This window comes from Pseudomonas sp. ADPe (assembly GCF_014843515.1).
Taxonomy (GTDB): domain Bacteria; phylum Pseudomonadota; class Gammaproteobacteria; order Pseudomonadales; family Pseudomonadaceae; genus Pseudomonas; species Pseudomonas citronellolis.
Genome location: NZ_CP062122.1, coordinates 4,392,314 through 4,414,254, shown reverse-complemented (window position 1 = coordinate 4,414,254; position 21,941 = coordinate 4,392,314). Strand labels below are relative to the sequence as shown.

General features: G+C 68.5%; 18 protein-coding genes. 12 read left to right on the top strand and 6 right to left on the bottom strand.

The annotated features are described in order from the left end of the window. Positions 1–108 precede the first annotated feature (108 nt). Positions 109–1,272 carry a type III PLP-dependent enzyme gene (locus tag IG194_RS20080; protein ID WP_058071454.1) on the bottom strand — a complete coding sequence of 388 codons (1,164 nt, stop codon included), beginning with the start codon at positions 1,270–1,272 and terminating at the stop codon, positions 109–111. Between the two features lie 666 nt (positions 1,273–1,938). On the opposite strand from IG194_RS20080, the gene IG194_RS20075 reads away from it, so the two are divergent. Together IG194_RS20075 and IG194_RS20070 are read left to right on the top strand one after the other, a co-directional pair. After that, positions 1,939–3,210 (top strand): cation:proton antiporter, encoded by a 1,272-nt coding sequence (locus IG194_RS20075; RefSeq protein WP_064987531.1) that lies wholly within the window; start codon positions 1,939–1,941, stop codon positions 3,208–3,210. Positions 3,211–3,323: 113 nt separating this feature from the next. After that, positions 3,324–4,907 carry a peptide chain release factor 3 gene (locus IG194_RS20070; RefSeq protein ID WP_043272311.1) on the top strand — a complete coding sequence of 528 codons (1,584 nt, stop codon included), beginning with the start codon at positions 3,324–3,326 and terminating at the stop codon, positions 4,905–4,907. Positions 4,908–5,033: 126 nt separating this feature from the next. On the opposite strand, the gene IG194_RS20065 is transcribed toward IG194_RS20070, so the two are convergent. Continuing rightward, positions 5,034–6,047, bottom strand: coding sequence for a succinylglutamate desuccinylase/aspartoacylase family protein (locus IG194_RS20065; RefSeq protein WP_058488571.1), 1,014 nt, complete (start codon positions 6,045–6,047; stop codon positions 5,034–5,036). Positions 6,048–6,151: 104 nt separating this feature from the next. Here IG194_RS20065 and IG194_RS20060 point away from each other — a divergent pair, with 104 nt between their 5' ends. After that, entirely contained in the window at positions 6,152–6,775 is a 624-nt protein-coding gene (locus tag IG194_RS20060; RefSeq protein WP_058488570.1) for a TetR/AcrR family transcriptional regulator, read from the top strand. Here IG194_RS20060 and IG194_RS20055 read toward each other — a convergent pair. The 4 genes from IG194_RS20055 to IG194_RS33160 form a co-directional block, all read right to left on the bottom strand. Beyond that, positions 6,772–7,521 (bottom strand): ABC transporter permease, encoded by a 750-nt coding sequence (locus tag IG194_RS20055; protein ID WP_058488569.1) that lies wholly within the window; start codon positions 7,519–7,521, stop codon positions 6,772–6,774. The two genes, IG194_RS20060 and IG194_RS20055, sit on opposite strands and share 4 nt — an antisense overlap. A gap of 10 nt (positions 7,522–7,531) precedes the next feature. Then, the gene (locus IG194_RS20050) at positions 7,532–8,242 is read right to left on the bottom strand and encodes an ABC transporter permease (protein ID WP_009617684.1); all 711 of its coding nucleotides are present in this window, start codon (positions 8,240–8,242) and stop codon (positions 7,532–7,534) included. Between the two features lie 51 nt (positions 8,243–8,293). Further along, the gene (locus IG194_RS20045; RefSeq protein ID WP_058488568.1) at positions 8,294–9,082 is read right to left on the bottom strand and encodes a transporter substrate-binding domain-containing protein; all 789 of its coding nucleotides are present in this window, start codon (positions 9,080–9,082) and stop codon (positions 8,294–8,296) included. 71 nt (positions 9,083–9,153) lie between these two features. After that, the gene (locus IG194_RS33160) at positions 9,154–11,178 is read right to left on the bottom strand and encodes an aminotransferase class I/II-fold pyridoxal phosphate-dependent enzyme (RefSeq protein WP_058488567.1); all 2,025 of its coding nucleotides are present in this window, start codon (positions 11,176–11,178) and stop codon (positions 9,154–9,156) included. A 360-nt stretch (positions 11,179–11,538) separates the two neighbouring features. Here IG194_RS33160 and arnB point away from each other — a divergent pair, with 360 nt between their 5' ends. The 9 genes from arnB to IG194_RS19995 all read left to right on the top strand — a co-directional run bounded on the left by arnB (position 11,539) and on the right by IG194_RS19995 (position 21,738). Next, positions 11,539–12,678, top strand: a complete 1,140-nt coding sequence (gene arnB / locus IG194_RS20035) for a UDP-4-amino-4-deoxy-L-arabinose aminotransferase (protein ID WP_058488566.1) — start codon at positions 11,539–11,541, stop codon at positions 12,676–12,678. Positions 12,679–12,682: 4 nt separating this feature from the next. Beyond that, on the top strand, positions 12,683–13,696 hold the full coding sequence (arnC, locus tag IG194_RS20030) for an undecaprenyl-phosphate 4-deoxy-4-formamido-L-arabinose transferase (protein ID WP_043318122.1): 1,014 nt from the start codon (positions 12,683–12,685) through the stop codon (positions 13,694–13,696). After that, positions 13,693–15,696 carry a bifunctional UDP-4-amino-4-deoxy-L-arabinose formyltransferase/UDP-glucuronic acid oxidase ArnA gene (gene arnA / locus IG194_RS20025; RefSeq protein ID WP_058488565.1) on the top strand — a complete coding sequence of 668 codons (2,004 nt, stop codon included), beginning with the start codon at positions 13,693–13,695 and terminating at the stop codon, positions 15,694–15,696. Before arnC ends, arnA begins: the two co-directional genes overlap by 4 nt. Next, entirely contained in the window at positions 15,693–16,577 is an 885-nt protein-coding gene (gene arnD, locus IG194_RS20020) for a 4-deoxy-4-formamido-L-arabinose-phosphoundecaprenol deformylase (protein ID WP_176707137.1), read from the top strand. The genes arnA and arnD overlap by 4 nt, the downstream gene beginning before the upstream one ends. Beyond that, positions 16,574–18,220: a lipid IV(A) 4-amino-4-deoxy-L-arabinosyltransferase gene (gene arnT, locus IG194_RS20015; protein WP_058488563.1), complete on the top strand. Its 1,647-nt coding sequence runs from the start codon at positions 16,574–16,576 to the stop codon at positions 18,218–18,220. The genes arnD and arnT overlap by 4 nt, the downstream gene beginning before the upstream one ends. Continuing rightward, positions 18,217–18,561 carry a 4-amino-4-deoxy-L-arabinose-phosphoundecaprenol flippase subunit ArnE gene (gene arnE / locus IG194_RS20010; protein ID WP_009617671.1) on the top strand — a complete coding sequence of 115 codons (345 nt, stop codon included), beginning with the start codon at positions 18,217–18,219 and terminating at the stop codon, positions 18,559–18,561. The genes arnT and arnE overlap by 4 nt, the downstream gene beginning before the upstream one ends. Continuing rightward, the gene (arnF, locus tag IG194_RS20005) at positions 18,558–19,013 is read left to right on the top strand and encodes a 4-amino-4-deoxy-L-arabinose-phosphoundecaprenol flippase subunit ArnF (protein ID WP_058488562.1); all 456 of its coding nucleotides are present in this window, start codon (positions 18,558–18,560) and stop codon (positions 19,011–19,013) included. The genes arnE and arnF overlap by 4 nt, the downstream gene beginning before the upstream one ends. A gap of 17 nt (positions 19,014–19,030) precedes the next feature. After that, on the top strand, positions 19,031–20,407 hold the full coding sequence (locus tag IG194_RS20000; protein ID WP_058488561.1) for a UDP-glucose dehydrogenase family protein: 1,377 nt from the start codon (positions 19,031–19,033) through the stop codon (positions 20,405–20,407). Between the two features lie 158 nt (positions 20,408–20,565). Next, a complete protein-coding gene (locus IG194_RS19995; RefSeq protein WP_192353599.1) occupies positions 20,566–21,738 on the top strand; it encodes an IS4 family transposase in 1,173 nt (390 codons plus the stop codon). Positions 21,739–21,941 lie beyond the last annotated feature (203 nt).

The window sequence follows — 21,941 nt, the reverse complement described above, 5'->3', positions numbered from 1 at the left end:
CAAGCTCAACCCATCCTACGAAAAGCACCTCGGCGCAGTGGGGAAGGCATTGGCCGGGGGCAAAGAAAAAACCCCGCATCGGCGGGGTTTCTTCGGTTCAGCTACGGCTCAGATGTAGAAGGCCTTCAGCGGCGGGAAGCCGTTGAATTCCACCGCGCTGTAGCTGGTGGTGTAGGCGCCGGTGGACAGCCAGTACAGGCGGTCGCCGGCGGCCAGGTTCAGCGGCAGGCCGTACTTGTAGTGCTCGTACATGATGTCGGCGCTGTCGCAGGTCGGGCCGGCGATCACCACTTCTTCCATCTCGCCCTTCTTCTCGGTCCAGATCGGGAACTTGATGGATTCGTCCATGGTTTCGATCAGGCCGGAGAACTTGCCCACGTCCGCATAGACCCAGCGCTCCACCGCGGTGCGCGACTTGCGCGCCACCAGCACCACTTCGCTGACCAGGATGCCGGCGTTGGCGATCAGCGAGCGGCCCGGCTCGAGGATGATTTCCGGCAGGTCGTCGCCGAAGTCTTCCTTGAGGAAGCGGATGATTTCCTCGGCGTAGGTTTCCAGGTCGTTGGTCTTGGCGATGTAGTTGGCCGGGAAGCCGCCGCCCATGTTGATCATCTTCAGCTCGATGCCGTCTTCTTCCTTCAGGCGCTCGAAGATCACCTTGACCTTGGCGATGGCCGCATCCCACACGGAGATGTCACGCTGCTGCGAGCCGACGTGGAAGGAGATGCCGTAGGGCACCAGGCCCAGCTGGCGGGCGAGAATCAGCAGGTCCATGGCCATGTCGGTCTGGCAGCCGAACTTGCGCGACAGCGGCCAGTCGGCGGTGGTCGAACCCTCGGTGAGGATGCGCACGTAGACCTTCGAGCCCGGCGCGGCCTTGGCGATGTTGCGCAGGTCGGCCTCGGAGTCGGTGGCGAACAGACGCACGCCCTTATCGAAGAAGTAGCGGATGTCCTTGGCTTTCTTGATGGTGTTGCCGTAGCTGATGCGCTCCGGGCCCACGCCGGTCTTCATCACCTTGTCCAGCTCGTAGATCGAGGCGATGTCGAAGTTCGAGCCCTTGTCGCGCAGCAGCTCGGTGATCTCTGTGGCCGGGTTGGCCTTGACCGCGTAGTACACCTTGGCGAACGGGAAGCAGTGGGTCAGCTGGTCGTAGGCGTCGGCGATGGTCTGTTTGTCGATGACGACGAAGGGGGTTTCCTGCTTGTCGGCAAATGCCTTCATACGCTGGAAGGTTTCAGGGGCGAAGTAATCCTCGACCTTGATGGACATGGTTGGGACTCCCAATGGCAAAACACATGGATACGTAGGGGTGAAGCTGAACGTCTAATCCGTTTCCCCACTTTGGTTCGCCTACTTCCCAAGGCATGTCGCCGAGTATCACCTGGTGCCCGGCGCTTTCTGCGAAGGGCTCGCTGAAACCGCTGAACTGATTAGTCAGGCAGACTCTCGTCGTCAGTACTTGAGCCGGATGGATCGTTTCCAGCATGGACGTTCGGGCGCGAACTTTAGGACCTGAAGTCCGTGAGTTCAACCAGAAATTGCCGCTTTCCCGAATCCCTTTGTCGCCTTGCCGGTTGACTGTTCTAGATACTCCACAAAATGCACGGAATACCGCACAGCACGGGCTTTCCAGGGGTTTCGGAACGCCCCGATCATCCCCCTTCTTTTTGACAGACCGGGGACAGCGACGAGGGTTCATCCGCAAGCAGTGCCGACCGACCACCGCCCCCTCACTTTGGGGAAAGTTCGCGCACCAGGCTCGGAAACCCGAACCACGGCTGGACCCCATACTCCCCGCCCCTGTCGGACGAAACCTCGGCGCTCGCCAATATGTCCGCCATATCCGGTTATCATCCGGTCTCTTTCCGCGTGCCCCCGACCCAGGGATAGGTCACTGGGGCCGGCCCACTTGCCTTGCCAAGGAGTACCTGCGACATGCTCGACCTCGCCGCGGCGTTCATCACGCTGACCACCCTGCTCACCTACGTGAACTACCGCTTCGTGCGGCTGCCGCCGACCATCGGCGTGATGGCCACGGCGCTGGTGTTCTCGCTCCTCGCCCAGGGCCTGTCGATGGCCGGCTACCCGGTGCTGGAGGTGGAGATGCAGCAGATCATCCGCCGCATCGACTTCTCCGAAGTGCTGATGACCTGGTTCCTGCCCGCGCTGCTGTTCGCCGGCGCCCTGCACGTGAACCTCGGCGACCTGCGCAACTACAAGTGGCCCATCGGCCTGCTGGCCACCTTCGGCGTGCTGATCGCCACCACGGTGATCGGCTACCTGGCCTACTACACCTTCGCCCTGTTCGGCTGGCACGTGGACTTCATCTATTGCCTGCTGTTCGGCGCGCTCATCTCGCCCACCGACCCCATCGCCGTGCTCGGCATCCTGCGCTCGGCCGGCGCGCCCAAGCCGCTGGCCACCACCATCGTCGGCGAGTCGCTGTTCAACGACGGCACTGCGGTGGTGGTGTTCACCATCCTCCTGGGCATCCTCATGGCCGGCGAGACGCCGACCGTCTCGGCCACCGCCTGGCTGTTCCTGCAGGAGGCGGTGGGCGGCGTGCTGTTCGGCGCGGCGCTGGGCTACGGGGTGTTCCTGATGATGCGCGGCATCGACCAGTACCAGGTGGAAGTGATGCTGACCCTCGCCCTGGTCATCGGCGGCGCCGCCCTGGCCGCGCGCCTGCACGTGTCGGCGCCGATCGCCATGGTGGTGGCCGGGCTGATCATCGGCAACCAGGCGCGCCAGTACGCCATGTCCGACGAGACGCGGCGCTACATCGACAAGTTCTGGGAGCTGATCGACGAAATCCTCAACGCCCTGCTGTTCGCCCTGATCGGCCTGGAACTGCTGCTGTTGCCGTTCAACTGGCTGCACGTGGTGGCCGCCCTGGTCCTCGGCGGCGCGGTGCTGGCCTCGCGCCTGCTCACCGTGGCCCCGGCCATCCTGGTGCTGCGCCAGACCGAGGCCGGGCGCCGCCAGGTGCCCAGCGGGACCATCCGCATCCTGGTCTGGGGCGGTCTGCGCGGCGGCGTCTCGGTGGCCCTGGCGCTGTCGCTGCCGCTGGGCGAACAGCGCGACCTGATCCTCAGCCTGACCTACGTGGTGGTGCTGGTGTCCATCCTGCTCCAGGGCCTGTCCATCGGCCCGCTGGTGCGCGCCCTCTACCGCGGCGCGGCGCCCGCGGCCGACGACGGCCACTGAGGCGGGGCCTTGCGTCGCCGCACCTGCCGGCGACGCAAGGCTTTGGGCTATAATCCCGCGCTTTTCCGGGCCGACCGCGCCCGCCGTCACCGAACTCCAGCAGGCACGCACCCATGACCAACCAGGCCGCCGAAGTCGCCAAGCGCCGTACCTTCGCGATCATCTCCCACCCCGACGCCGGTAAGACCACCATCACCGAGAAGCTGCTGCTGATGGGCAAGGCCATCGCCGTCGCCGGCACCGTGAAGTCGCGCAAGTCCGACCGCCACGCGACCTCCGACTGGATGGAAATGGAGAAGCAGCGCGGCATCTCCATCACCACCTCGGTGATGCAGTTCCCCTACCGCGAGCACATGGTCAACCTGCTCGACACCCCCGGCCACGAAGACTTCTCCGAAGACACCTACCGCACCCTGACCGCGGTGGACTCGGCGCTGATGGTGCTCGACGGCGGTAAAGGGGTAGAGCCGCGGACCATCGCCCTGATGGAAGTCTGCCGCCTGCGCGACACGCCCATCGTCAGCTTCATCAACAAGCTGGACCGCGACATCCGCGACCCCATCGAGCTGCTCGACGAGATCGAGGCGGTGCTGAAGATCAAGGCCGCGCCCATCACCTGGCCGATCGGCTGCTACCGGGACTTCAAGGGCGTGTACCACCTGGCCGAGGACAAGATCATCGTCTACGTGCCCGGCCACGGCCACGAGCGCATCGAGACCCAGGTGATCGACAAGCTCGACTCCGACGAGGCCCGCGCGCACCTGGGCGACCTCTACGACAACTTCCTAGAAGAGCTGGAGCTGGTGCAGGGCGCCTGCCACGAGTTCGACAAGGAAGCCTTCCTCAAGGGCGAGATGACCCCGGTGTTCTTCGGTACCGCGCTGGGCAACTTCGGCGTCGACCAGGTGCTCGACTGCATCGTCGACTGGGCCCCGCAGCCGCTGGCGCGCGCTGCCCACGAGCGCATCGTCGAGCCCACCGAGGAGAAGTTCACAGGCTTCGTGTTCAAGATCCAGGCGAACATGGACCCGAAACACCGCGACCGCATCGCCTTCATGCGCATCTGCTCGGGCAAGTACGAGAAGGGCATGAAGATGCGCCACGTGCGCCTGGGCAAGGACGTGAAGATCGCCGACGCCCTGACCTTCTTCTCCAGCGAGCGCGAGCAGCTGGAAGAGGCCTACGCCGGCGACATCATCGGCCTGCACAACCACGGCACCATCCAGATCGGCGACACCTTCAGCGAGGGCGAGAACCTCGGCTTCACCGGCATCCCGCACTTCGCCCCGGAACTGTTCCGCCGCGTGCGCCTGAAGGACCCGCTGAAGTCCAAGCAGCTGCGCCAGGGCCTGCAGGAACTGGCCGAGGAAGGCGCCACCCAGGTGTTCTTCCCCGAGCGCAACAACGACATCATCCTCGGCGCCGTGGGCGTGCTGCAGTTCGACGTGGTCGCCAGCCGCCTGAAGGAGGAATACAAGGTCGAGTGCGCCTACGAGCAGATCAACGTCTGGTCGGCGCGCTGGATCGAGTGCAAGGACGAGAAGAAGCTCAAGGAGTTCAAGGACAAGGCCTTCGAGAACCTCTCCGTGGACGGCGGCGGCCACCTCACCTACCTGGCCCCCACCCGGGTGAACCTGAGCCTGATGGAAGAGCGCTGGCCGGACATCACCTTCCGCGCCACGCGCGAACACCACTGAGTTCGGTGCCTTCGTGAAAACGCCCGCCGTTGTGCGGGCGTTTTTGTTGGTGGCGGGGGCCTCCCGGGTGGGCCGGTATTCCGAATGAACTCCGCCCCCTCACAACTCTTCCCACCTGACATCTCATCACGGATCCAACGCACCGGAGCTCCAGGTGGACGACGGCGCCGCCCCGGTAAATTTCGCCGCAATCGCCCCGCGCGGGATCAACCGGTCGCGATAGCGGGTAACGAACAACCCGGTCTGCGGCGCCCGCAGCACCACCTCGCTCCCGGCATCCCCCGGCCGGGCGACGATGCGGGCGAAGCGCTCGCCAGCCTGCACCACCTCGCCCAACTCGCGCTCGAACACCAGCACCCCGGCCACCGGCGCAAACACCGTTTCCATGAAACCCATGGGCACCGCCACGCCTTGCCAGGCCGGCAGCTCCGCCGCTTCCTCGATCACCCCGCGCCCGCAGAGAAAGGCCCACAGCCCGTCAGCATCCTGCTGCGCCAGCGCGTCGCTGACGTCGCCCTGGCCGCGCAGTTCCAGCGTGGCCACCAGGCGCCCGTCGAAGCGATCCTCGGCCAACCAGGGTTCGATCACCACTTCCTCGAAGGCGCCGTCGCTGTCGCCTTCCCAGATGATCGCCAGCTCGGCGCGCAGCGCCGCGGCCAGGTCCTGCGCCGCCGGCCACAGGCGTTCGTGGACGTAGAGGTACTGCAGCGCCTCGTCGTCGGTATGCAGGTCCAACACGATATCCGCCGGCGCCGCCAGCGCGGCCAGCTGGCGCTGCCAGTCGCCGAGGTTGTCCAGCGTGCCCGTGGCTTTCGCCGAGGCCGGGAAGCCACGGTTGAAGTTGCGCGCCGTCGCTTCGTGATGGCGGCCGAGAATCCGGCCCTGGCGGAACTGGCCGATGCCGAAGGGATTGGCCTGGGGCACCAGCGTCACGCTGCCGTTGAGCCGCCCCTGCTCCGCCGCCTGGCGCAGCCTCGGCAGCAACTGGTGCAGCACCAGCATGCCGGCGATTTCGTCGGCGTGGACCCCGGCCTGCAGGTGCGCCCGCGGCCCCGGCCGGCCGGCGTCGATGCGCCAGGCCGGCACCGTCAATGGCGCGCCGGAATCCCCGCTCAGCCGCAGCGATACGTCTTCGATCATGCTTGCCTCCTCCCTCGTCGCGGGGCATGGCAAACTTGCCCGGCGCCCCCTAGTATCGATTCCACCCACCGCGCCCCGGCGCCCCGCACAAGGAACTCCCCCGCGTGGACAGCCCCCGCCAGAAAGCCCGCCGCGCCACGCCCGAGGAACGCCGCGAGGACCTGGTGCGCGCCTGCCTCAAGTGCCTGGTCGCCGATGGCCACGCCGGCATCTCGGTGCGGCGCATCGCCAGGGAAGCGGGGGTGGCCGTGGGCCTGGTCAACCACCACTTCGGCAGCATCGAGGCGCTGGTCGCCCAGGCCTACGAGAGCCTCGCCGCCGGCGTCACCCAGTCGCTGCGCGAGAGCGTCGCCGCCGCCGGCCCGGACCCCGCCGCACGCCTGGACGCCTTCCTGGTCGGCTCCTTCTCCCCGGGCGTGCTCGACCCCGACCTGCTCAGCCCCTGGGTGGTGTTCTGGAGCCTCATCCGCCATTCCACGCCGGTCAACGACGCCCACGAGCGCGGCTACCGCGCCTACCTGCAACTGCTCGAAGGCCTGATCACCGACCTCGCCCGCAGCGAGGGCTTCGCCATCGCCAACCCGCGCCTGGCCTCCATCGGCCTGTCGGCCATGCTCGACGGCCTGTGGCTGGAGTGGTGCCTGAACCCCACCACCTTCAGCGCCGAGGACGGCCTGCAGCTCAGCCGCCACTGGGTCGAGGGCCTGCGCCGCGGCGCCTACGCCTAGACCTTCGCCTTGCGCCGCCAGAACACCCAGCCGGCGCGCGAACGCGGCGCGGCGGACTCGCGGCGGACCGGCGTGGCGCGCTCCAGCAGGTTGAAACAGCCCTCGATGATGAACGTCAGGCACACGTAGATGGCCGCCACCAGCAGCAGCGGCTGGTACACCTGGAAGGTCTGCGCGCGCACCACGTTGGCCGCGCCCAGCAGGTCGACCACGGCGATGGTCGAGGCCAGCGCGGTGGACTTGAGCAGCAGCACCGTTTCCCCGGCCAGGGTCGGCAGCAGCAGGCGGATCGCCCGCGGCAGCCACACCCGGTAGAGCACCAGGCGACGGTGCATGCCGAAGGCCGCGGCGGCTTCCAGCTCGCCGCGCGGCACGGCCTTGAGGCCGCCGCGCACCACCTCGCCGACATAGGCCCCCACCGACAGCACCAGCGCCAGCACTATGTACCAGTAGCCGTCGCGCAGGTACGGCCAGAGGAAGCTGCTGCGGATCGGCGGGTAGGTGGCGAACAGGCTGCCCAGGCCGTAGTAGCAGGTGTAGATCTGCACCAGCAGCGGCGTGCCGCGGATGACACTGGTGAAGGCCAGGCTGGCCTTGGCCACGAACAGGTTGCGCGACATCCGCGCCAGCGCCACCAGCAGCGCCAGGGCGAAGCCGAGCACGGCGCTGACCAGCAGCAGCGACAGGGTGGTGCCCAGGCCGCGCAGCAGCAGGCTGGCGTAGGCGAATATCCAGTGATCGCTCATCGCGCGCGCCTCATACCGCCGGTATCCAGCGGCGGAAACGCCGCTCGAGCCAGCCGGAGAACAGGTTGGAGAGCACCGTGAGCAGGTAGTACAGCGCCGCCGCGGTGAGGTAGAAGGTCAGGTAGTGGCGCGTCGAGCCGGCCGCCTGCTTGGCGGTGTAGAGCAGCTCGTTGGTGCCCACCACGCTGATCAGCGCGCTGTCCTTGATCAGGTTGACCCACAGGTTGGCCATCCCGGCCAGGGCGTTGGGCGCCATGATCGGCAGGGTGACGCGGCGGAACAGGCCGAAGCCGTGCATGCCGTAGGCCCGCGCCGCCTCGATCTGGCCGTAGGGGATGGCCTGGATGGCGCCGCGGAAGATTTCCGAGGCGTAGGCGCCCTGCACCAGGCCGAGCACGGCGATGGCGACCATGGTGCCGTTGAGCTTCACGTCGCCGTAGCCGAGCCAGGCGAACAACTGGTTCAGGCCCATGGAGCCGACGTAGTACAGCAGCAGGATCAGCAGCAGCTCCGGCACCGCCCGGCACAGCGTGGTATAGCCGCGCGCGGCGGCGGCCAGCGGGCGCGGGCCGTTGAGCTTGGCGCTGGCGGCGCCCAGGCCGATCAGCATGCCGACCAGGAAGGCGCCGAAGGAAATCTGCAGGGTGACCAGCAGCCCGCGCAGCAGCGCCGGCCCCCAGCCCTGGGCGCCGAAGCCGACGAGGTCGAGATAGGATTGCATGGTGAATTCCTCGAACGACGGCGCCGCCCGGGCAGGGGCGGCGCCGGCTCATCACTGCTGCTTGGGCGCGACGCTGAGGCCGAAGTACTTGTCCGACAGCGCCTTGTAGTCGTCGCTGGCCAGCAGCTTGCCGATGGCCTCGTCGAGCCTGGCCTTCAGCGCGGTGTCGTCCTTGCGCAGGCCGGCGCCCACGCCGCGGCCGAACAGCGGGTCGTGGGGCACCTCGCCCTTGCTGACGATGCCCGCGGCCTTGGCGTCGGGGGAGTCGAGGAAGGATTTCACGGCGATGCCGTCGGCCATCATCAGGTCGATGCGCCCGGCCACCAGGTCGGCGTTCACCGAGTCCTGGGTGTCGTAGTAGCGCACGTCGGCGATCTTCTCGTAGTACTTCTTCAGGTAGTTGGAGCTGACGGTGGAGATCTGCACGCCGATCACCTTGCCCTTCAGGCCCTCGGGGCTGATGGTGATGTCGCTGGCGGCCGGCGCGGCCACCGCCACCGGGGTGTCGTAGTAGGGCACGCTGAAGGCGATCTGCTTCTCGCGCTCGTCGGTGATGGACATGGAGTTGAAGATGACGTCGATCTTCTTCGCCATCAACGCCGGGATGATGCCGTCCCAGGCCACCTCGTCGATCTCGCACTGCGCCTTCATCTCGGCGCAGACCTTGTGGATCAGGTCCGGCTCGAAGCCGGTCCACTGGCCGTCCGGCTGCTTCACCGAGAACGGCGGGTAGGGCTCCGCCGCCAGGGCGAAGCGCAATGTCTCCGCCTGCGCGCTGGCCATGCCCGCCGCCAGCAATGCCGCACCCGCCAACCAACCGCAAAGACCCTGTCTGTTCATGATGCCCCTTCCGCCTTCTTGTGGTTTGTCATGCTAGAAGCTTGCCCGGGTGGCCGCGCGGGGCGGCCGGTTCAACGATTCTGGTGCGCGTTGACGAACTGCCGGCAGCGCTCGCTGCGCGGCCGCGCGAAGACCTCCTCGGGGGTGCCCTCCTCCTCGATCAGGCCCTGGTGGAGGAAGGCCACGTGGCTGGAGACGTCGCGGGCGAAGGCCATTTCGTGGGTCACCAGGATCATGGTGCGGCCCTCCTCGGCCAGCGAGCGGATCACCCGCAGCACCTCGCCGACCAGCTCCGGGTCCAGCGCCGAGGTCGGCTCGTCGAACAGCATCACCTTCGGCCGCACCGCCAGGGCGCGGGCGATGGCCACGCGCTGCTGCTGGCCGCCGGAGAGGAAGGCCGGGTATTCGTTGCGCTTCTCCGCCAGGCCCACCCGCGCCAACAGCGCCTCGGCGCGCTCGCGGGTCTCGGCGCGGCTCTCGTGGAGGACGAAGGTCGGCGCCTCCATCAGGTTCTCCAGCACGGTGCGGTGCGGCCACAGGTTGAAGTTCTGGAACACCATGCCCAGCCGCGAGCGGATGCGCGTCAGTTGCTTCTGGTCGGCCACCCGCGGCTCGCCGTGGCGGTCCTGGTCGAGGCGGATGATCTCGCCGTCGACGCTGACGCTGCCGGCGTTGGGCACCTCGAGCATGTTGATGCAGCGCAGCAGGGTGCTCTTCCCCGAGCCGCTGGCGCCGATCAGCGAGACCACGCCGCCCTCGCGGGCCGACAGCGAGACGCCCTTGAGCACCTCGAACTGGCCGAAGCGCTTGTGCAGGTCGCAGACTTCGATCACCGGTTTGCCGGCGGGCTGCGCCGGTACGCTCTGTGTAGGAGCGCGCCCTGCGCGCGATTCGCGGGCACGGCCCGCTCCTACAGGGGAGGCCGCGGGCAGGGATTCGACGAAGGCGAGGATGCGCTCGCAAGCCTCGGCCAGGGTCTCGTCGGCCAGGGTGAAGGACAGCCGCACGAAGCCGTCGGCCTGGGGCCCGAAGGCAGCGGCGTCGAGCACCGACACGCCGCGGGCGCGGAACAGCTGCCAGGCGAAGTCCAGGGAACTCAGGCCCGTGCCGCGCACGTCGACCATCACGAACATCCCGGCCTCGGGGCTCAGCACCTTCAGCCGCGGGCTGCGCGCCAGTTGCCGCAGCACCAGGTCGCGGCGCCGGCGGTAGACCTCGCGCATCCCGGCGGCCACCTCGTCGTGGCGGCGCACCGCCGCCAGCGCGGCCTCCTGCACGAAGCCGGGCAGGCCGTAGAGCATGTTCAGCGCCAGGTTCTCGATGTGCCCGACCAGCTTCGGCTCGGCGACGATCCAGCCGGCGCGCCAGCCGGTCATGGCGTGGGACTTGGACAGGCTGCCCAGGCTCAGGGTGCGCGCGGCCATGCCCGGCAGCGCGGCGAAGCTCTGGTGCGGTTGTTCGAAGGTCAACGCCTCGTACACCTCGTCCACCACCACCCAGAGGTCGTGGCGCTCGGCGACGGCGGCGATGGCGCGCAGCTCGTCGGGGCGCATGACCACGCCGGTGGGGTTGTTCGGGTTGGCGAAGAAGATCGCCCGGGTGCGCGGGGTGATGGCAGCTTCCAGGGCCGTCGCGTCGAGGCGGAAGCCGTTGTCGGCGGGAGTGGGCACCGCCACCAGCTTGGCGCCGGTGGCCTTCAAGGTGGCCTCGTAGGTGACGTAGACCGGGTCGAAGACGATGACTTCGTCGCCGGCCTCCAGCAGGCACAGGGCGGCGGCGAACAGGGCGTTCTGCGCGCCGGCTAGGACGATAACGTTGTCCGCGCACACCTGCAGGTCGAAGCGCCGCCGGTACAGGTCGGCGATGGCCTGGCGCAGTTCCGGGCGCCCGGCCACGTCGCTGTAATGGGTGTCGCCGGCCTGCAGCGAGACCACCGCGGCGTCGGTGATGAAGGCCGGGGTGGCGAAGTCCGGATCGCCGACGCTGAGGACGATCGCGTCCTCCCCAGCGCGTTGCGCCGCCACGGCGGCGTAGTGGATATCCCAGGCGGCTGCGCCTGGCCCGACCATCCTGTCCACAAGCGACGAATAACGCATGCACGGACCTCACCCGAATGACGGAGAACCCGCGGCGGGAACGGCGTTCGGCGGCGGGGCGTGGCATCACCATAACCACGAATGAACGAGTGTTCAACAGTGTTTTCCGGCCAAATCGAGCGCTCGTTCAATTTGCCCCGGAATAGAGCGGCTGCGGCCTGCGGGCCCATTTTCGGCGCCCGGCGCGGCAGGCACCGGCACTCCTGGCGAAGGGCCCGCAACGCTCCCTTCCCACCCGTCTGCCCTGCCCCGCCAGGGTGCAGGCAGGGCCGCGACATTTTCCGAACATGCTCATAACGGGTTCTTAACGATTGCTCGGCGAGCATGGATGCACTCAATGGCCACAGTCCCGTGACCCGCATGGACAACGCGTTCCTCCCCTTCTCCCGGCCCAGCATCGGCGCCGAGGAAATCCAGGCCGTCAGCCAGGTGCTCGGCTCCGGCTGGATCACCACCGGCCCGCAGAACCAGTTGCTGGAGCAGCGCTTCGCCGACTACGTCGGCTGCAAGCACGCCGTGGCCGTGGCCTCGGCCACCGGCGCCATGCACATCGCCCTGCTCGCGCTGGGCATCGGCCCGGGCGACGAGGTAATCACCCCGTCGCAGACCTGGGTGTCCACCGCCAACATGATCTGCCTGCTGGGCGCCACGCCGGTGTTCGTCGACGTCGACCGCGACACCCTGATGACCGACGCCGCGCGCATCGAGGCGGCCATCACCCCGCGCACGAAGGCGATCATCCCGGTGCACTATGCCGGCGCCGCCTTCGACCTCGACCCGCTCTACGCCCTGGCCGAAAGACACGGCATCGCAGTGATCGAGGACGCCGCCCACGCCGCCGGCACCCGCTACCGCGGCCGCCACGTCGGTTCACGCGGCACGGCGATCTTCTCCTTCCACGCCATCAAGAACATGACCTGCGCCGAGGGCGGGATGTTCGTCAGCGACGACGAGGCCCTGGCCAACCGCGTGCGCACCCTGAAGTTCCACGGCCTGGGGGTGGACGCCTACGACCGCCTGAGCCACGGCCGCAAGCCCCAGGCGCAGGTGATCGAGCCAGGCTTCAAGTACAACCTCACCGACATCAACGCCGCCATTGCCCTGGTACAGCTGGAGCGCCTGGACGCGCTCAATGCCCGCCGCGCCGAACTCGCCGCGCAGTACCTGGAGCGCCTGGCGCACCTGCCGGTGCAGCCGTTGAGCGTGCCCGGCTACCCGCAGCAGCACGCCTGGCACCTGTTCATCCTGCGCATCGACGAGCAGGCCTGCGGCATGCACCGCGACGCCTTCATGCAGGCTCTGCAGCAGCGCGGCATCGGCAGCGGCATCCACTTCATCGGCACCCACCTGCACAGCTGGTACCGCCAGCGCTTCCCCGGCGTCAGCCTGCCCGCCACCGAATGGAACTCGGCGCGCCTGTGTTCCATCCCGCTGTTCCCCGACATGACCGACGCCGACCTGGAGCGCGTGGTCGGGGCCTGCGAAACCCTTCTTCGGTGAACCCGTGAAACCCTATGCCATCGACTGCGTCTCCGTGGTCATCCCGGTGTACAACGAGCAGGACAGCCTGCCCGAACTGCTGCGCCGCACCGACGCCGCCTGCCGCCAGCTCGGCCGCGCCTACGAAATCGTGCTGGTCGACGACGGCAGCCGCGACGACTCCGCCGAACTGCTCCAGGAAGCCGCCGAGGCGCCCGACAGCCACGTGCTGGCGGTCATCCTCAACCGCAACTACGGCCAGCACGCGGCGATCATGGCCGGCTTCGAGCAGTGCCGCGGCGACCTGGTGATCACCCTCGACGCCGACCTGCAGAACCCGCCGGAGGAAATCCCGCGCCTGGTCGAGCAGGCCGCCAGGGGCTACGACGTGGTCGGCACGGTGCGCGGCAACCGCCAGGACTCGGCCCTGCGCCGCTGGCCGTCGAAGCTGATCAACCTGGCCGTGCAGCGCTCCACCGGCGTGGCCATGAGCGACTACGGCTGCATGCTGCGCGCCTACCGCCGCGGCATCGTCAAGGCGATGCTGGCCTGCCGCGAGCGCAGCACCTTCATCCCCATCCTGGCCAACAGCTTCGCCCGCCACACCAGCGAGATCGTGGTCGGCCACGCCGAGCGCGAGCACGGCGAGTCGAAGTACGGCTTCCTGCGCCTGGTCAACCTGATGTTCGACCTGGTCACCTGCATGACCACCAGCCCGCTGCGCCTGCTCAGCCTGGTCGGCGCCGGCATGGCCCTGGCCGGGACGGCCTTCGGCGTCCTGCTGCTGGCGCTTCGCCTGCTGTTCGGCGCGGCCTGGGCCGGCGACGGCCTGTTCGTGCTGTTCGCCATCCTATTCCTGTTCAGCGGCGTGCAGCTGGTCGGCATGGGCCTGCTCGGCGAGTACCTGGGCCGCATGTACAACGACGTGCGCGCCCGCCCGCGCTTCTTCATCGAGCGCGTGGCGCGCGGCGCGGCCCTGCCCACCGCCAGCACCGCGTCGATCTCCCCTACCCCTGCCGTCGAGTCCCTAGCCCAATGAGCGCCAAGACCCTCGTATTCGCCTACCACGACATCGGCTGCGCCGGCATCGAAGCCCTGCTGGCCGCCGGCTACCAGATCGACGCGGTGTTCACCCACGCCGACGATGCGCGGGAAAACCGCTTCTTCGGCTCGGTGGCGCAGCTGTGCGCGCAGCGCGGCATCCCGGTGCACGCCCCGGAGGACGTCAACCACCCGCTGTGGATCGCGCGCATCCGCGAGCTGCAGCCGCAGTTCATCTTCTCGTTCTACTACCGCCACCTGCTCGGCGAGGAACTGCTGGCCTGCGCCCGCCGCGGCGCCTTCAACCTGCACGGCTCGCTGCTGCCGCGCTACCGCGGCCGCGCCCCGGCCAACTGGGTGCTGGTCAACGGAGAAAGCGAAACCGGCGTGACCCTGCACCGCATGGTCAAGCGCCCCGACGCCGGCGCCATCATCGCCCAGCAGCGCGTGGCCATCGACGCCGAGGACACCGCCCTGAGCCTGCACGGCAAGCTGCGCGAGGCCGCCGGCGAACTGCTCGGCCGGCTGTTGCCGGCGATGCTCGAAGGCGACTTCGTCGAGCGCGAACAGGACGAAAGCCAGGCCAGCTACTTCGGCCGCCGCACCCCGGCCGACGGCCTGCTCGACTGGCGCCGCCCGGCCAGCGAACTGCACAACCTGGTGCGCGCGGTGACGCAACCCTACCCCGGCGCCTTCGCCCCGGTGGGCGAGCGCAAGCTGATCGTCTGGCAGTCGAAGGTGGTGCCCGGCAACCAGGGCCGCCCGGCCGGCGCCGTGCTTGGCGTGGAACCGCTGCGCATCGCCTGCGGCGAAGACAGCCTGGAGATAGTCGCCGGCCAGCAGGGCGACGCCGGGCTGTTCCTCGCCGGCGCGCAACTGGCCCGCGAGATGGGCCTGGTGACCGGCTCGCGGCTGCACGCGGTGGGCAAGCCCCGGCGCAAGACGCGGGTGCTGATCCTCGGCGTCAACGGCTTCATCGGCAACCACCTCTCCGAGCGCCTGCTGCGCGACGGCCACTACGAGGTGTACGGCCTGGACATCGGCTCCGACGCCATCGAACGGCTGAAGAGCAACCCGGACTTCCACTTCGTCGAGGGCGACATCAGCATCCACACCGAGTGGATCGAGTACCACATCAAGAAGTGCGATGTGGTGCTGCCGCTGGTGGCCATCGCCACCCCCATCGAGTACACCCGCAACCCGCTGCGCGTGTTCGAGCTGGACTTCGAGGAAAACCTCAAGCTGGTGCGCTACTGCGTGAAATACGGCAAGCGGGTGATCTTCCCGTCCACCTCCGAGGTGTACGGCATGTGCAGCGACGCCAGCTTCGACGAGGACAGCTCCAACCTGGTGGTGGGCCCGATCAACAAGCAGCGCTGGATCTACTCGGTGTCCAAGCAGCTGCTCGACCGGGTGATCTGGGCCTACGGCCAGAAGGGCCTGCGCTTCACCCTGTTCCGCCCGTTCAACTGGATGGGCCCGCGCCTGGACCGCCTGGACTCGGCGCGCATCGGCTCATCGCGAGCCATCACCCAGCTGATCCTGCACCTGGTGGAAGGCACGCCGATCCGCCTGGTCGACGGCGGCGCGCAGAAGCGCTGCTTCACCGACGTGGACGACGGCATCGAAGCCCTGGCGCGCATCGTCGACAACGACGGCGGGCGCTGCGACGGGCAGATCGTCAACATCGGCAACCCGGACAACGAGGCGAGCATCCGCGAGCTGGGCGAGGAACTGCTGCGCCAGTTCGAGGCCCACCCGCTGCGCGCGCACTTCCCGCCCTTCGCCGGCTTCCGCGAGGTGGAGAGCCGCAGCTTCTACGGCGACGGCTACCAGGACGTGGCGCACCGCAAGCCGAGCATCGACAACGCCCGCCGCCTGCTGGACTGGGAGCCGAAGGTGCACATGCGCGAGACCATCGCCAAGACCCTCGACTTCTTCCTGCGCGAGGCCATCGCCGAACAGCAGCAGGCCGGCAAGCTGAGGATCGCCAGCTGATGCAGGCCGGGCTGCGCATCGACGTCGACACCTACCGCGGCACCCGCGACGGCGTGCCGCGGCTGCTGGAGCTACTCGACGAGGCGGGGGTGAAGGCGACCTTCTTCTTCAGCGTCGGCCCGGACAACATGGGCCGCCACCTGTGGCGCCTGGCGCGGCCGCGCTTCCTGTGGAAGATGCTGCGCTCCAAAGCCGCCAGCCTGTACGGCTGGGACATCCTCCTGGCCGGCACCGCCTGGCCCGGCCGGCCCATCGGCCGCGACCTCGGCCCGCTGATGCGGCGCACCCTGGCCGCCGGCCACGAGGTCGGCCTGCACGCCTGGGACCACCACGGCTGGCAGGCCAACGCCGGCCACTGGAGCGCCGAGCAGCTGCACCGGCAGATCGCCCTGGGCGTGGACAGCCTCAGCGACATCCTCGGCCAGCGCGTGGACTGCTCGGCGGTGGCCGGCTGGCGCGCCGACGAGCGCACCGTGCAGGCCAAGGAGGCCTTCGGCTTCCGCTACAACAGCGACTGCCGCGGCGCCTCGCCGTTCCGCCCGCGCCTGGCCGACGGCCGCCCGGGCACCCCGCAGGTGCCGGTGGACCTGCCGACCTTCGACGAGGTGGTGGGCCCGGACCTTTCCGCCGACGCCTTCAACGACTTCATCATGGCCCGCTTCCGCCCGCGGGCGCTGAACGTCTACACCGTGCACGCCGAGGTGGAAGGCATCGTCATGGCCGACGTCTTCCGCGCGCTGCTGAGCCATGCCCGCGAGGGCGGCATCTGCTTCCGCCCCCTCGGCCAGCTGCTGCCGGCCGACCCGGCGACGCTGCCGCTGGGCGAGCTGCGCCGCGGCAGCCTGGCGGGCCGCGAAGGCTGGCTGGGCGTACAGCGATGAACCGGCGCTATAGCTTGCTGGCCGGGGCCGTGCTGGTCCTGTTCTTCCTCGTGCCGCTGGGCCTGCACGGCCTGTGGATACCCGACGAGACGCGCTACGCGCAGGTCGCCCAGGACATGCTGCATGGCGGCGACTGGGTAGCGCCGCACTTCCTCGGCCTGCGCTACTTCGAGAAGCCCGTCGCCGGCTACTGGCTGGTCGCCCTCGGCCAGGCGGCGTTCGGCGAGAACCTGTTCGGCGTGCGCTTCGCCTCGGTGCTGGTCAGCGCCTGCAGCACACTGCTGGTGTGGCTGCTGGGCCGGCGGCTGTGGCCGCAGCCGGCCCGGGCGTGGATGGCCGCGCTGCTCTACGGCAGCTTCGCGTTGATCGCCGGGCAGGCCGGCTACGCCAACCTCGACCCGCAATTCACCCTGTGGGTGAACCTGAGCCTGTTCGCCCTGTGGTTCGCCTTCGAGGCCACCTCGCCCCGTGCCCGCCTCGGCGCCTGGGTGGCGCTGGGCGCAGCCTGCGCCATGGGCTTCATGACCAAGGGCTTCCTCGCCGGCCTGCTGCCGGTGCTGGTGGCGCTGCCCTACGCGCTGTGGCGCCGGCGCCTGGGCGAACTCTTCCTGCTCGGCCCGCTGGCGCTGCTGGTGGCGCTGCTGGCCAGCCTGCCCTGGGCGCTGGCGGTGCACCTGCGCGAGCCGGACTTCTGGCATTTCTTCTTCTGGCACGAGCACATCCAGCGCTTCGCCGGCAGCGACGCCCAGCACGCGCGGCCGTTCTGGTTCTTCGTGCCGCTGCTGTTCGCCTGCGCGGCGCCCTGGACGCTGCTGGTCCCCGCCGCCTTCCAGCGCGGCTGGCAGGCGCGCCGCACGCCCCACGCGGTGTTCCTGCTGCTGTGGTTCGCCATGCCCTTCCTGTTCTTCAGCCTGGCCAGGGGCAAGCTGCCGACCTACATCATGCCCTGCTTCGCGCCCCTGGCCCTGCTGATGGCCGATGCCCTGGCCGGCGCCCTGGAGAGCGGGCGCCTGCGGGCGCTGCGCCTGAACGGCGCGCTGAACCTGCTGCTGGGCCTGCTCGGCCTGGCCGCGCTGGCATTCCTGCAGGCGAAGAAGGCGCTGTACCACCAGCAACTGCCGAGCCTGCTGCTGATCGGCCTGGTCTGCGCCCTCTGGGCCCTGTGCGGCGCCCTGCAATGGCTGCGCCCGCAGCAGCTGTGGGGCGCACCGGCGCTGGCCGCCTGGCTGCTGGTGGCTGCGGCGCCGGCGGCGCTGCCCGAGCGCATGGTCAACAGCAAGATGCCCGACCAGTTCATCGCCCAGCACCTGGAGGAGCTGGCCGGCGCCCGCACCCTGCTGAGCAACGACCTGGGCAGCGCCTCGGCGCTGGCCTGGCGCACCGGGCGCAGCGAGGTGTTCCTGCTCAACACCGAGGGCGAGCTCAAGTACGGCCTCGGCTACCCCGACGCCCAGGGCCGCTCGCTGAGCCTGGAAGGCTTCCCCGCCTGGCTCGCCGATGCGCGCCGCAAGGGGCCGGTGGGCGTGATCCTGCGCGTCAACAGCCCCGGCGACGAAGCCGAGCTGGCGCTGATGCCCAAGGACGTCACCAGCTACCGGGAAAACCACCTGGTGTTCCTGCTGATCCCGCAGGCCGCGCCATGACCGCCGTGCTGCTCGCCGCCGTGTGCCTGCTCACCTGCCTCGGCCAGGTGGCCCAGAAACTCGCCGTGGACGGCTGGGGCGAACGCGACTTGAGCCTGTTGGGCAAGCTGCTGTCGCCCTGGCTGCTGCTGGCCGTGGCCTGCCTGGGCGCCGCCCTGCTGCTCTGGCTGCTGCTGTTGCAGCGCCTGCCGGTGGGCCTGGCCTACCCGATGCTGAGCCTGAACTTCGTGCTGGTCACCCTGGCCGCGCGCCTGCTCTTCGGCGAAAGCGTCGATGCGCGCCACTGGCTGGGCATCCTGCTGATCGGCGCCGGCGTGGCGCTGCTGGGGGCGCAGGCATGAGCCGCGTCGCCGGCTTTGCCCTGGCGCTGGGCAGCGTGGCGCTGGTCAGCAGTGCCCAACTGGGCATGCGCTGGGCCATGGTGCGCCTGCCCGAGCCGGCGCAGTGGCTGCAAGCGCTGAGCACCTACCACCTGCCGCTGCTGGGCGTGCTCGCCGCCGCCGTGCTGGCCTACGCGCTGTCGCTGCTGTGCTGGCTGGGCGCCCTGCGCCAGCTGCCGCTGGGTCGCGCCTATTCGCTGCTGAGCATCAGCTACGCCCTGGTCTACCTGGGCGCCGCCGCGCTGCCCGGCTTCGGCGAACCGCTCAGCGCCCGCGGCGCCCTCGGCGTGGCCCTGGTGATCGCCGGCGTGCTGACCATCAACGCGCCGCGCGGCAAAAGAACCGTAACGAAGCACCGGCATGCTGGATCCAGCCAGGGCGGCAGCACGGCGGTGCGCTCGAATCACCCGTAACCACCAGGGACACAACCATGAAAATCAGCGTATTCGGGATCGGCTACGTCGGCCTGGTGCAGGCCGCGGTCATGGCCGAAGTGGGCCACGACGTGGTCTGCATGGACATCGACCAGGCCAAGGTCGCCAAGCTGCAGCGCGGCCAGGTGAGCATCTACGAACCCGGCCTGGCCGAGCTGGTGAAGGAGAACCTGGAAGCCGGCCGCCTGCGCTTCACCAGCGAGGTGGAAGTGGCCGCGGCCCACGGCCTGGTGCAGTTCATCGCCGTGGGCACGCCGCCGCGCGCCGACGGCTCGGCCGACCTGGGCGCGGTGTTCGCGGTGGCCGAGGGCATCGCCCTGCACCGCAAGGCGCCGGTGGTGATCGTCGAGAAATCCACGGTGCCGGTGGGCACCGGCGACCTGGTCAAGGCGCATATCCACAAGGTGCTGAGCCAGCATGGCCGCAGCCTGGACTTCGATATCGTGTCCAACCCGGAATTCCTCAAGGAAGGCTCGGCCCTGGCCGACTGCCGCCGCCCCGACCGCATCGTCATCGGCTGCGAGCGGCCCGAGGTGCTGGACGTGATGCGCGAGATCTACGAGCCGTTCAACCGCAACCACGACCGCATCCTGTGCATGAACCTGCGCAGCGCGGAGCTGACCAAGTACGCCGCCAACTGCATGCTCGCCACCAAGATCAGCTTCATCAACCAGATCGCCGAGCTGGCCGAGCACCTGGGCGCCGACATCGAAGCGGTGCGCCAGGGCATGGGCGCCGACCCACGCATCGGCTACCACTTCATCTACCCCGGCTGCGGCTACGGCGGCTCCTGCTTCCCCAAGGACGTCCAGGCGCTGATCCACAGCGCGGACGACGCCAGCTGCTCCAGCGACCTGCTGCGCGCGGTGGAGGCCATCAACCAGCGCCAGAAGCACAAGCTGTTCGAGCGCATCGCCGCCTACTTCGGCGGCAACCTCAAGGGCCGCACCTTCGCCCTCTGGGGCCTGTCGTTCAAGCCCAACACCGACGACATGCGCGACGCCCCCAGCCGCGCCCTGATGGAGGCGCTGTGGGCGGCCGGGGCCAAGGTCCGCGCCTTCGACCCCGAAGCCATGCCCGAGGCCCAGCGCCTGTACGGCCATGACGAACGCCTGACGCTGATGGGCACCCCGGAAGCGGCGCTGGGCGGCGCCGATGCCCTGGTGATCTGCACCGAGTGGCAGCAGTTCAAGGCCCCGGACTTCGAGCTGCTGGCCAGCCGCTTGAAGGCGCCGGTGATCTTCGATGGGCGCAACCTCTACGATCCGGAGCGGATGGCGCGCTATGGCTTCGAATACTTCGCCATGGGCCGGGGGGATTCGCACCGGCTGCCGGTGCCGGCGCAAGAGCAGCCGTTGCGGCGGAGTGCCTGAGGGGCGCTCTTCGTAGGCGAGTTTGCTCGCGAACCGTGTTTCCCGGCGGCGCTCACTACTGTCCGGAATATTTTCGAGGGGGCGTCTGGAGGGCTTGCGGGGGCTGAAGGCACGGGTTAAACCGTTGAGCGCCAACTCAACCTCACAGCCCCCGCAAGATGTTCAGGATAAGCCGTTTTCACGATGTACTAAAAGCGCTGCCTCGCGGCGTCTTCGATCGACTGGTCGCCGAACACGGCGCCGACAAGCACAGCAAGCGCTTTGGCAGCTGGGATCACCTGGTCGCCATGGTGTATGCCCAACTGGCCGGCGTGAGCAGCCTGCGGGCGCTTGAAACCAGCTTCAACAGCCATCCCCATCAGCACTATCACCTGGGTACGGGCCCGATCCGGCGTTCCACCCTGGCCGACGCCAACGAACGCCGTAATACCGAGGTCTTCGCCCAGGTTGCGCACTACCTGATGGCGGGCGTCTGCCGGCAGTTACGCCGTGACGGGAAGGAACTGCTGTACCTGCTGGACTCCACCACGATCACCCTCAAGGGCCCTGGCTTCGACGAATGGACGCTGTCCAATCGAACCCGCTCCCAGGGGCTGAAAGTCCATGTGCTGTATGCCGAGCAGGCGGCGGCGCCGGTGCATTGCAGCTTCAGCGCAGCCAACGTCAACGACATCGACGAAGGCCGGACGCTGGGTATCGAGCCACAGGCCACCTACGTATTCGACAAGGGCTATTACGACTTCAACTGGTGGGCGAGCCTGGATGCCCAGAAGGCCCGCTTCGTCACACGATTCAAGTCCAATGTGCGGCTCAAGGTCCTGGCCCAGCGCGAGGTTCCCCAGCAAGACCGGGAAACGATCCTGCGAGACGAAGAGGTGAACTTCTCCAACCGCAACCCAGGTGGCCGACGGCGTAATCACTACACCCAGCCCCTGCGGCGGATCCTGGTGAACCGCCCAGGCGATGAGCCGCCTCTAAGCCTGGCGACCAACGACCTGAGCAGCCCGGCGGCAGAAATCGCCGAGCGCTACCGGGATCGCTGGCGGATCGAGCTGTTTTTCAAATGGATCAAGCAACACCTGAAGGTCAGGCGTTTCCTGGGCCGTAGCGAGAATGCCGTGCGCATCCAGATTCTCTGTGCGCTGATCAGCTACTTGCTGCTGAACCTTTACCAACGCAGGACGGGAACGCGGCAAAGCCTGTGGATGCTGATGGTGGAGGTACAGGCGACGCTGTTTCAGCGTCCTGGCCTGGAGGCCGAACGTTACCGACGACGGCAGGAGCGAATACGCGAGATCAGCCTGCGTCAGGGGCAGCTGTTAATAGCATAAGGCGTGCCGGACAGTAGTGCGGCGGCGCTGGTGCGTTGGATTGACTCCGCTCCCTCTCCCCAGCCCTCGGCTGCGCGCCCCGCCCTGAAGGGAGAGGGGGCTTGTCCGTGCCGAGAGAAGGTTTGGCGTCAGTCGGAAACTTCGTGCCAGCCGGCTGACTCCAGAACATCCAAGCGCTCCGAACGGTCCCCTCTCCCTTCAGG

Bases quoted from the DNA above. Each gene is read 5' to 3' on its own strand.
- IG194_RS20080 (WP_058071454.1), bottom strand. From the start codon at position 1,272: ATGTCCATCAAGGTCGAGGATTACTTCGCCCCTGAAACCTTCCAGCGT.
- IG194_RS20075 (WP_064987531.1), top strand. From the start codon at position 1,939: ATGCTCGACCTCGCCGCGGCGTTCATCACGCTGACCACCCTGCTCACC.
- IG194_RS20070 (WP_043272311.1), top strand. From the start codon at position 3,324: ATGACCAACCAGGCCGCCGAAGTCGCCAAGCGCCGTACCTTCGCGATC.
- IG194_RS20065 (WP_058488571.1), bottom strand. From the start codon at position 6,047: ATGATCGAAGACGTATCGCTGCGGCTGAGCGGGGATTCCGGCGCGCCA.
- IG194_RS20055 (WP_058488569.1), bottom strand. From the start codon at position 7,521: ATGAGCGATCACTGGATATTCGCCTACGCCAGCCTGCTGCTGCGCGGC.
- IG194_RS20050 (WP_009617684.1), bottom strand. From the start codon at position 8,242: ATGCAATCCTATCTCGACCTCGTCGGCTTCGGCGCCCAGGGCTGGGGG.
- IG194_RS20045 (WP_058488568.1), bottom strand. From the start codon at position 9,082: ATGAACAGACAGGGTCTTTGCGGTTGGTTGGCGGGTGCGGCATTGCTG.
- IG194_RS33160 (WP_058488567.1), bottom strand. From the start codon at position 11,178: ATGCGTTATTCGTCGCTTGTGGACAGGATGGTCGGGCCAGGCGCAGCC.
- arnB (WP_058488566.1), top strand. From the start codon at position 11,539: ATGGACAACGCGTTCCTCCCCTTCTCCCGGCCCAGCATCGGCGCCGAG.
- arnA (WP_058488565.1), top strand. From the start codon at position 13,693: ATGAGCGCCAAGACCCTCGTATTCGCCTACCACGACATCGGCTGCGCC.
- arnT (WP_058488563.1), top strand. From the start codon at position 16,574: ATGAACCGGCGCTATAGCTTGCTGGCCGGGGCCGTGCTGGTCCTGTTC.
- arnE (WP_009617671.1), top strand. From the start codon at position 18,217: ATGACCGCCGTGCTGCTCGCCGCCGTGTGCCTGCTCACCTGCCTCGGC.
- arnF (WP_058488562.1), top strand. From the start codon at position 18,558: ATGAGCCGCGTCGCCGGCTTTGCCCTGGCGCTGGGCAGCGTGGCGCTG.
- IG194_RS20000 (WP_058488561.1), top strand. From the start codon at position 19,031: ATGAAAATCAGCGTATTCGGGATCGGCTACGTCGGCCTGGTGCAGGCC.
- IG194_RS19995 (WP_192353599.1), top strand. From the start codon at position 20,566: ATGTTCAGGATAAGCCGTTTTCACGATGTACTAAAAGCGCTGCCTCGC.